This is a genomic window from Finegoldia sp. (assembly GCF_046991905.1).
GTDB lineage: Bacteria > Bacillota > Clostridia > Tissierellales > Peptoniphilaceae > Finegoldia.
Genome location: NZ_JBKWZF010000056.1, coordinates 1 through 8874 on the forward strand (window position 1 = coordinate 1; position 8874 = coordinate 8874).

Genomic DNA, 8874 nt, shown 5'->3' on the forward strand with positions numbered 1-8874 from the left:
TTTATATTCTCCATCTAACATACTTACTGTATAAAGTCTATCTCTTGCCTGAGCGGAGCCATATCCAGAAGCTTTTAGTATGGCATATGAAGTAGTGTATCCGAGGGAAGACATCGTATCACAATAATGGTCAAAATGCTCAATGTGACGGTGTGAAATAAGATTCGGTACATTTTCCCAAATCACAACTTTTGGTTTTCTTAAAAGCTCCTTTTCTATGATTTCAAGTGTACGTTCATACAAGATACTTCTACCTGTATTTATATTGTTCAAACCATTTTTACTGAAATCCTGACAAGGTGAGCCATGAACAAGAATGTCAACATCCATATTCCACACTCTTATATCTTGCGGTTTATATCCATTGTCAAATATGCTGTTATATGCCTGTACTGCATATGGCAGTATCTCAACATAATCAATGGATTTGATATCCACACCAAGGTTTTCAAGTGCCTTTCGTGGAGCACCGACACCGCCAAACAATTCAAGCATCTTGATCATAAAGCTTTTTCCTTTATTTCATGAATCACATCCGCTTCTTTATTACGAACAAAACGCTTCATGATTTTTTTCGGAATTTGAAGATCATAACTTCCATAATCATAAAGCTTGTAGATTTTATTCTTTTTATCTGTCCGATCAAAGAAACATAACTGGTCGATCTTCCGCTTTATTCCATCATTCGTAATTTTTGCAGATATATGAATACCTACATCAAAAAACGTATAAACATCATTCTCGAACAATTCAGCATCCACGGTGTTTCCCGCCATCTGTACGACCCGATCGGGAATTTCCGTTACATCATCACAGTGTATTGTGGTTATTGCCTTACAACCTGTGGAAGCGCCCTCAACAACTGTCAAAATTTCTCGTCCTCTTGATTCCGCAATCAAAAGCCATTTTGTCAGTTCTCTCAATGCATCCCTGATTGCCTGTTCGCTTGAGTAATCAGAAGTAATCTTTACAGGGTAGACATCCTTTTCAGGATATAATATCGGTAGTTTCATTTCCAAAGTATCCTCTACTGTAACGATAGCTTCATGGTTTGGGATAAACTGAGCGAGCCATTTTTCAAGTTCTGTTTTTCCGCTGCCAACATCACCAATAATTATAGTAGAGCAATGCGCCCTTATTAGAGCAGGGAGTAATTTCAGCAGGAAAGCATCCATATAATCATTGTTTACCACATCTTTGTTGACGATACGACACACAGATGGTGTTTTCCTGATGGATAACACTGTTTTTCCTGCCACAGAATGATGTACAGCATGAAAACGCAATTCCTCTGTTTCCGCAGATAAATGAGGTTTAGAACGATTGAAGTTTTCATTTACGGAATTAGCGATTTTCGTTGTCAAAATGTTTAAAAAATCTTCCGTTAAAACGATTTCTTTCAGTGGATATCTTCCTTTTTTTAAGTCATTCATCCATAATTGTCGACCGTTCCACTTGATATCCGTGATATCATCATTCAATATCAATGGATATAACTCTTTAAACAGGCTTTCTTCTATCTTTAATTCCATAAATTCAACTCCTTATTTTTAACCGTGGTAATCAAGGTTTTCCACGATGCCTGTTTTCCTCGTCGTAAGTGTTTTTGTTTGTCCATTCCACATTCTGAAAGACGATTTCACACCGATATCCAACAGACCTTTTTCATAGTCCACTCCATACACAGTAATGTGATAATCGGAGTTTGTCGTTTTCAGCATATAGAGGTTGTGTGTAAATTCTGCCACATATTCATCGTTATTACTGATCGCATAACGCTTGTTATTAGTCTTGTACTGCTTATCTTCGATCTGCTCCTTTATGACTGTTTGTGTCTGTGTCATAGCAGTGGCAACGATATTGTTTAGTTCATCCTGCCGTACATTCACTTCCTGAAAAAAACTAAACATCATAACCAGTACAATAATCGACATACCTAGCATGAAACAGCGTATCAATGCTTTCATTAGTACCTCCTTTCAAAACTTGTATATTTTAAATAGTAATACTTCATATTGATTTTATATGATATACTTATTTATACAGGGTGGTGTTTTGAAAATGATTAAAATTGTTAATGCATTATGTGATTTATCAGATGAAATAAAGGTATTTTTAATTCAACATAATAAATTACTGGTATCGCTTTGTATATTGCCTCTCGTTTTATTATCACTTTTTCAATATTTACCGCAGGGGAAGTATATGCCTTTTATCATTGTGATTCCATGGATAATCACCGTAGTACCTGCTTTTCTTTTGATTATTGCTAAATTACTTGAATTGATTACGATTGTATGTGTTTGGATGTGCCATAACATTTTCAAAATTTTTGCAACAATTAAGACTGTGATAATCATATTTTCCGCTTTTTTTATCATATCATTTATTTCTATTGGGATAGCGATTGCAATCACTAATGCAATAATTGAAAAAATACCTCCCTATGATTTTATGTTCAATGGAGAGCTTCAAACTTATATTGTGGCTGATATCATTTCTATCATAATAATGTTCCTTTCATCATTATTGTTTCATAGGATATATGGAGCATATTACTATGATGAATGGAGTTATAAGTTAGTTGATATCATCATGACTTTTTTAGTCACAATCTTGTTCGGGTTTTTAATTGGTATCAGCTCGATTTTTAGTGATTATATAGAACTTTATCTCAAAAACCAAGCTCTCACCAACAACGTTGATCAAATAACTTTGGATACTACCGTTTATTTGGTGATCAGTCAAATCAAGATAATTGTTTTTACAATTTTCACTTATATTGCATCATTTCAAGCTGCATTCAAGATAACAAACCAATATAGGGATAAAAACATATAATAATGTATTAAAAAGTTCATATCCCTTTCGGCTCTCTTCAGATAAATCTTCCTTCACGCAAAAATAAATAGCGAAATTCGACATTGTCCAAATCCCAACGAATCCATACAAGTACGGATTTATCAAAAGCATCGTTGCTGTCAAGGCCTTTACAATCGAAAATCCGGATATCAATAACATCGCTTCACCCCAAAGAATAACTACTACTAAGAAAAAAAACGGTAATAACATAACATTTATAAACATAATGAAAAGACAAACATTTTTTCTAATCATATCCTATCCTCCCACCTTTAATCATATAAGAAAAGGCAGACACCTTTTTTTATGTCTGCCGAACTTCTTATGAATTTTATTTAAAACTGGATACGAAATTCTTATTTGCATCCTTGCTAGGATTTAACCCTTTCATATAACTTTCAACTCCCGCCTGATTGATATAATCATATTCAGCGAGAGGGGAAGTATTTGCTAGCGATGCATGAAGAATATCTGCATATCCTGTTTTTCTCCATACGGAATCACTACGAAGTGTTGCTAATGGTGTAGTACCATCCACCAGTACATCATTTGATATAAAGCGGGTATATATCTTCGCATCATCCGTATCTGTTTCCAAATCGGCGCCACGCTTTACTATGTGTATCTTTGCATCTGCATAGCTTGTAACACCTCGTGAATTAGTCACACCATATGTCACAGTCACATCCTGCAATTTTCCTGTTTCCAGTTTATCAGGTCGTGTTACTGTTTTATCTGGATACTTGATTTTATCCACGAATATCTTATTGCTGATATCTCCATCCTTGACATCCGTTGCTGATGCTCTTTTTATGAGGTCAGCACTTTTGATATCATCATACTGAAAATAATACGTTTCTTTTGCCTTGATTTTGGCAGGCGTAGCAGTATATCTGATTACCACAGTATCAAACTTACCGTTTACCGTTTGCGCTGTATTGATTGAATAAGTGCTACCAACTTTTACACCGTTTTTGTACAGATCATACTTATTCTCAGGCTCATAACCGACAGGTATTTGATTACTGTTTAAGTTCATCATTGATAGCGTACTGTTTGCAGTCAGCTTCTTGGATTCACTTTTTATCGTTTTCCATCCGTTGATTATGTCATACGTGCGGTGTGAAAATGATATATCATAATGTGTAATTTCCCACTTTGCATATAGTGTGAAGCTGCTTGTTACCAATGAATTGAAATTATATGCTGTGGAAAGGGAAGAATTTGTATACCAACCGACAAACCTGTTATTTGTCTTTACAGGATCGGCAGGTCTCCCGACCTTATCACCATATGTTACTGTCCTTGATGGTACTGCTGATCCACCGTTACTGTTAAAGGATATAGTATATGTGTTTATTCTGTATCCTGCGGTAATGGTTCGATTGCTTGTGACATTCGTATATGTTCCTTTCCATCCCGTAAAGGTATAACCTGTACGGCTTGGATTCGATGGAGGACTTGCATTCCCACCATAAGCAACAGACTGAGATTTTAAGACTTTTCCATTCCAATCAGTGAAATTGACTGTGTAATAGTTTAGGTCATATTGCGCTGTGATTGTCTGATTACTGGTAACGTTTGTATAGTCACCATTCCAACCCTTAAAGGTATGACCTGTGAGAGTTGGATTTGATGGGGGAGTGGCAGAAGCATACCGTTCTACAGATTGAGATTTTAAAAGAGTGCCGTTGTAGTCCACAAATTTTACTGTATATTTTGCGAAATTAACAGTGATTTTCTGTTTTACGTTAACAACAGTAATTGCGCCCTCTTTAATATCCCTTAACTCTATTAAATGTGTTCCTTTTTTTAAGGTTATTGTTTTTTCTCCACATTTCTGTGTTTTATTTGATATATGCTTATCAATCCAACTTGTGAAAGTAGCCACCTTTTTGTTATCTGCAAACACACCCACTGGTACTTTCTGATAGATATAAGAACCAGAAGAACCTTTATGTGTTATATAGTAACGAAAGCGATATTTTTTCGTTTTGGCTACATCATCGTAGCCCACTTCCTCATATGTGACTGTTTCAAAAAACTGTCCATTGTTCCAAGAACTGGTTTTTGTATGTCCTACAACTTTTTCATTACTGCTTTGTGGCTTAAAAGCACTCGGAGTTAAACCCACACCATGGATTTCAAGTGTATCAAACGATACAAAAGATATGAAGCACATCAGCATACAAAATACTATTTTCTTAAGTTTTTTCATTCATTCAGAATACCTCACTTTCATAAAAAGAAAAGATACACAATCGCATATCTCTCCTATAAATATATATTTACTGTCCATGGAGAATCCGGTTCTCCTGCATTTGAGTAATTACCATCATATGGTTGCGTAGCATCCCATGAAATTGCTCCGTACCAAGGACTACCCTCTGTATTGATTTGTTCTTCTGCCCATGTATTAGCTTCTGCTTCTGTAGCAAACACCCTGCCTGTATTTCCTAATAGATAACTAGGAAAATTATTCACAGTCAGTTTAGGCAGAGCAGGCTCTGGAGTAGGCTCTGGCTTTGGTTCAGGTTTTGGCGTTGGTTTCGGTGCAGGAGCAGGCTTTGTAGTCTGTCCTGTATTGCCTGTGTTGCCAGAATTTGAAGAAGTGCTTCCAGAGGATGAAGAACCAGAGCTTGAAGAATTACCTTTATTTGTACTTGCAGTACCTTTGTTAGAAGAATTACCTGTACTAGATGAAGAAGTCTTTTTTGAAGAACTTTTTCCATTTGTTGATGTTGAGGTGTTTTTTTCACCATCCTCTTTATTATTCTTCTTTGTAGACTTTTCATTTTTCTTGGATGTCTCTTCCTTTTTGGAATCCTTTTTATCTGTCTGCTTCTTTTCCTCTTTTTTTGCTTCATTTTTCTTAGTGGAGGTATCTTTTTTGCTATCCTCCGCTTTTTTTGTCGTATCTGTCTGTTTCACAGTGCTGTCAACCGTTTTACCGATCGTAGCAAGCTGATACCTGCCGAATGTTACAGCACCAATGAGAGCCACGGCAATTACGCCGAGAATAGTTTTGTTTTTCTTATCCATAGATAAGACTGTAGTTTTCACATTGGAAAACATTTCATTTAATTTTTTCATGTTTTTCCCTCCACTAATGTAATTAAATCACATTATGATTATATCATATCATCATGTCTGTATCACAGATTTTTCACTTATTCAGCAACATTTTGTATTATTTCTTAACTTCAGGCTTTGCTGTTCCTGTGTTCTGCGTTGCATTTACTTTGTATACTGCATCAGCTAAACCAGTTACGTTTAATTGCGTACTGATATACTGTCCACTTCCTGATGCTTTCGGTTTGATGGTGATATCCAAGTTTGAAAATTCCACCTTGTCAAACTGCTCAATGTCTTTCGGAATCGGCTCATTACCTCTCATTTCAATTTCAATCGGGACATTTGCACCAGAAAGCAACACTTTGATGAACGTTTTTTCAATATTATTCACTGTACGCATTTCCATATCCAGATACGCGATAGGTACGTGGAAATGTTCCGCAAACGTTGTATTTTTAACAACGATTTCTTTTAAAACTGTAGCCATAATATAGCCCTCCTTGATTTTTAAGTCTAAAGAAAAGGATCGTTCGACCCCTTTATGTGTTTGAATTTCCGCATTGATCATACGTTCCTCACTTTGTCGGTACTTGTATCATCACAGAGTGTTGCTTTGTGGCGGGTGTCTGCCACTTCCATTTAAGATCATTTTGTTACCTCCTTAATCAGAATCATAGCAATCGCAATGACTACATAAATCTTTTTCTGGATGATCAGCCTTAAGCAAAACAAATTCCTCCTCTCGGCTGATTCTTGACGAATTTACAGCCAAAGCTAAAATTATTTTATATATCCAGTATAAACAAAGCCATGGTACTAAAAATATGATAATATATTTCATAATTGATCACTCCGTATCAACTTCAAGAGGTATAATGCTTTCAGGTTTAAATATGATTTTATATTTATACTTGTTTTCCTCTTTCCATTCCATCTGTTCTACGATGTAACTTGTGTTGTCAGACAATCCAAAATAATGCACTTTGTATTTATCTTCACCAGTTTTACAGGTCAATTCCAAACGTGCAGCTTCATTATTTGTTTCTACTGAGCAGTTTCCCTCTGCTTCAAATAAATACTCGCCTGTGATATTGTTCATAAAAACAATCCTCCGCAATACTTTAAATTGTTCCGCATCTTTCTTTATATTCTGAGTGACTACTTCCGAATCACTGCATCCACTAAGAATACATATACCTAATACAACAAGAAACATAGTATAAACTTTTTTCATTTTTTTTCTTTTCCTCCTATTGAATAAGATATTAAAAATTTTGTGGACTTACATAAAGGCGATGGGGGAGGGAAATACCTTTAATGCCACTACACAACCTCCTATTGTGTTCTTTTACACTTCTCTATCTGTATTAAGCGAATCATATACAGCACATTGAAATGCATAATTAGTAATGCTCATAAAATCTTTATCTGTCAAACCATCTACAATGAAAACCAGATGATTATCTTTGTCATATAACTCTATGATTTGATTGTATCCCTCAATGTACTTTTGTTTTCCTATAATGACTTGTATATCATGGCTTTCATTGAGGATGTAAGGTTCTCCTTTAATCGCTACACTGTAAGACATAAAGTTATTGCTTATAAATTCCCACATCATGAATGAAATGCTTTTGAAAGGTTTTTGAATCGTGAAGCACAATTCATCATTTGAATAAAAGTCATACGTGATAGTGATGTTAGAGAAATCGACCGTAGCACTTATATGGTCGATTGTTAATTTATAGATGTTTGTAATACTCATTTTTCTACCTCCTGTTCCTGCAAAAGATTGTTTAACAAATCAGCACAGCACTGTAACATGAATCTTCCGACTTCCATATCATCCTTTAACTGCTTTGCCTTTTTTTGGTTTGTAACAGTTGCATTAAACATGCTATATTCAAAATCATAAATGCCATTTTTTTCCTCCAGATAAGCAAACATATAATCCTTCCTATATAAATGATTATTTTCCATAATGTAAATTGCATAAGTTATTCGTAACAATCCAATAGAGAAGAAAGTATCAAGATTCCATATGTCATTAGTACATACATTTTTTTCAAAATATGATTTACACTGAATCAATACAGAACCTACAAGTTGCTGTAAATCTACTTCCTTACGTGTTTTTAAATAATTATTCAAATTATTTTTAGCAGGTTCAAAATCTAAGAATCGCTGTTTCGTTGTTTCTAAACAGAAGTTTTCTTTTAATTCCTCAAAAGAAATTACTTTTTGCTTTGTCATTTTGTTTTCCTCCATCTTTCTTTAGGACGCTTACGCTCCTCGTATATATGTGTTTCATTGTTTGTTTTGTTCTCTTGTAAGTGCTGATCAGTTAGGCTAATCCCTCCATGGCATCCACACAAGGCGGATACCACCTTTCAGGCTTCGCTGTGCATTCGCACCACATAGAAGATAAAAAAAGGAAACAAGATTTAACTTGCTTCCTCGACGAACTCTATTTCACAATCATAGCATATAATGTGTACTTCTTTTGTGGCTCTGACGATGCAACCACAAATAGGGCATACATACTTGCGGGTTGATTGTTTAGTTGCACTTTTTCCAACCTTTTGCGGTGATTCTCTATACAATTCAAAATCCATGTCAATAGAGTTAATAGAAGCCTTGGCTTCATCGTCAAGGCTTGTGTCAGACCATCCGTATTTATCACTCTTTTTAACACTTAAGCCGTGTTGTTCAGCAGATGCTTTATATTTTGCATTGTGATATGTGCCGCTACGGCTTGTATCTTTTATATCGTGTTGCAGGTTGTAAAGATGCACCATTTCATGCAGCAGTGTTTCAGCCACTTCTGTAAAAGACCTTGTTAAATGCTCTGCGCACATGTTAATTTCCTAATAGCCTTCCGATTCACCATCTTTCCAAGCTCTCCATCCGGTGCACCATCCGTATGCACCTTTTGTT

General features: G+C 35.5%; 12 protein-coding genes. 1 reads left to right on the top strand and 11 read right to left on the bottom strand.

Annotated features, from left to right (window positions below; all coding sequences use genetic code 11):
- The 3 genes from ACLUJM_RS11540 to ACLUJM_RS11550 form a co-directional block, all read right to left on the bottom strand.
- Positions 1-504, bottom strand: a 504-nt coding sequence (locus ACLUJM_RS11540) for a DNA cytosine methyltransferase (RefSeq protein WP_412412868.1), incomplete at its 3' end; no start/stop codon positions are given.
- Complete coding sequence (locus ACLUJM_RS11545; protein WP_216881029.1) at positions 501-1532, bottom strand: ATPase, T2SS/T4P/T4SS family; 1032 nt, start codon at positions 1530-1532, stop codon at positions 501-503. The genes ACLUJM_RS11540 and ACLUJM_RS11545, both read right to left, overlap by 4 nt.
- A gap of 18 nt (positions 1533-1550) precedes the next feature.
- A complete protein-coding gene (locus ACLUJM_RS11550) occupies positions 1551-1967 on the bottom strand; it encodes a hypothetical protein (protein WP_216881032.1) in 417 nt (138 codons plus the stop codon).
- A gap of 88 nt (positions 1968-2055) precedes the next feature.
- Between ACLUJM_RS11550 and ACLUJM_RS11555 the strand changes: the two genes are divergently transcribed.
- Positions 2056-2841 carry a hypothetical protein gene (locus ACLUJM_RS11555; protein WP_412412869.1) on the top strand — a complete coding sequence of 262 codons (786 nt, stop codon included), beginning with the start codon at positions 2056-2058 and terminating at the stop codon, positions 2839-2841.
- Between the two features lie 352 nt (positions 2842-3193).
- Here ACLUJM_RS11555 and ACLUJM_RS11560 read toward each other — a convergent pair whose 3' ends face one another.
- The 8 genes from ACLUJM_RS11560 to ACLUJM_RS11595 all read right to left on the bottom strand — a co-directional run bounded on the left by ACLUJM_RS11560 (position 3194) and on the right by ACLUJM_RS11595 (position 8795).
- On the bottom strand, positions 3194-5080 hold the full coding sequence (locus ACLUJM_RS11560) for an InlB B-repeat-containing protein (RefSeq protein WP_247230333.1): 1887 nt from the start codon (positions 5078-5080) through the stop codon (positions 3194-3196).
- A gap of 56 nt (positions 5081-5136) precedes the next feature.
- Positions 5137-5955, bottom strand: coding sequence for a hypothetical protein (locus ACLUJM_RS11565; RefSeq protein ID WP_412412870.1), 819 nt, complete (start codon positions 5953-5955; stop codon positions 5137-5139).
- A gap of 97 nt (positions 5956-6052) precedes the next feature.
- Positions 6053-6424 carry a hypothetical protein gene (locus ACLUJM_RS11570; RefSeq protein WP_054344082.1) on the bottom strand — a complete coding sequence of 124 codons (372 nt, stop codon included), beginning with the start codon at positions 6422-6424 and terminating at the stop codon, positions 6053-6055.
- Positions 6425-6598: 174 nt separating this feature from the next.
- Entirely contained in the window at positions 6599-6778 is a 180-nt protein-coding gene (locus ACLUJM_RS11575; protein WP_217780942.1) for a hypothetical protein, read from the bottom strand.
- Between the two features lie 6 nt (positions 6779-6784).
- Complete coding sequence (locus ACLUJM_RS11580) at positions 6785-7171, bottom strand: hypothetical protein (protein ID WP_216881044.1); 387 nt, start codon at positions 7169-7171, stop codon at positions 6785-6787.
- A gap of 114 nt (positions 7172-7285) precedes the next feature.
- Positions 7286-7702: a hypothetical protein gene (locus ACLUJM_RS11585; RefSeq protein ID WP_412412871.1), complete on the bottom strand. Its 417-nt coding sequence runs from the start codon at positions 7700-7702 to the stop codon at positions 7286-7288.
- A complete protein-coding gene (locus ACLUJM_RS11590; RefSeq protein WP_412412872.1) occupies positions 7699-8190 on the bottom strand; it encodes a hypothetical protein in 492 nt (163 codons plus the stop codon). The genes ACLUJM_RS11585 and ACLUJM_RS11590 overlap by 4 nt, the downstream gene beginning before the upstream one ends.
- A 191-nt stretch (positions 8191-8381) precedes the next feature.
- Positions 8382-8795, bottom strand: coding sequence for a hypothetical protein (locus tag ACLUJM_RS11595; RefSeq protein WP_412412873.1), 414 nt, complete (start codon positions 8793-8795; stop codon positions 8382-8384).
- Between the last annotated feature and the right edge of the window lie 79 nt (positions 8796-8874).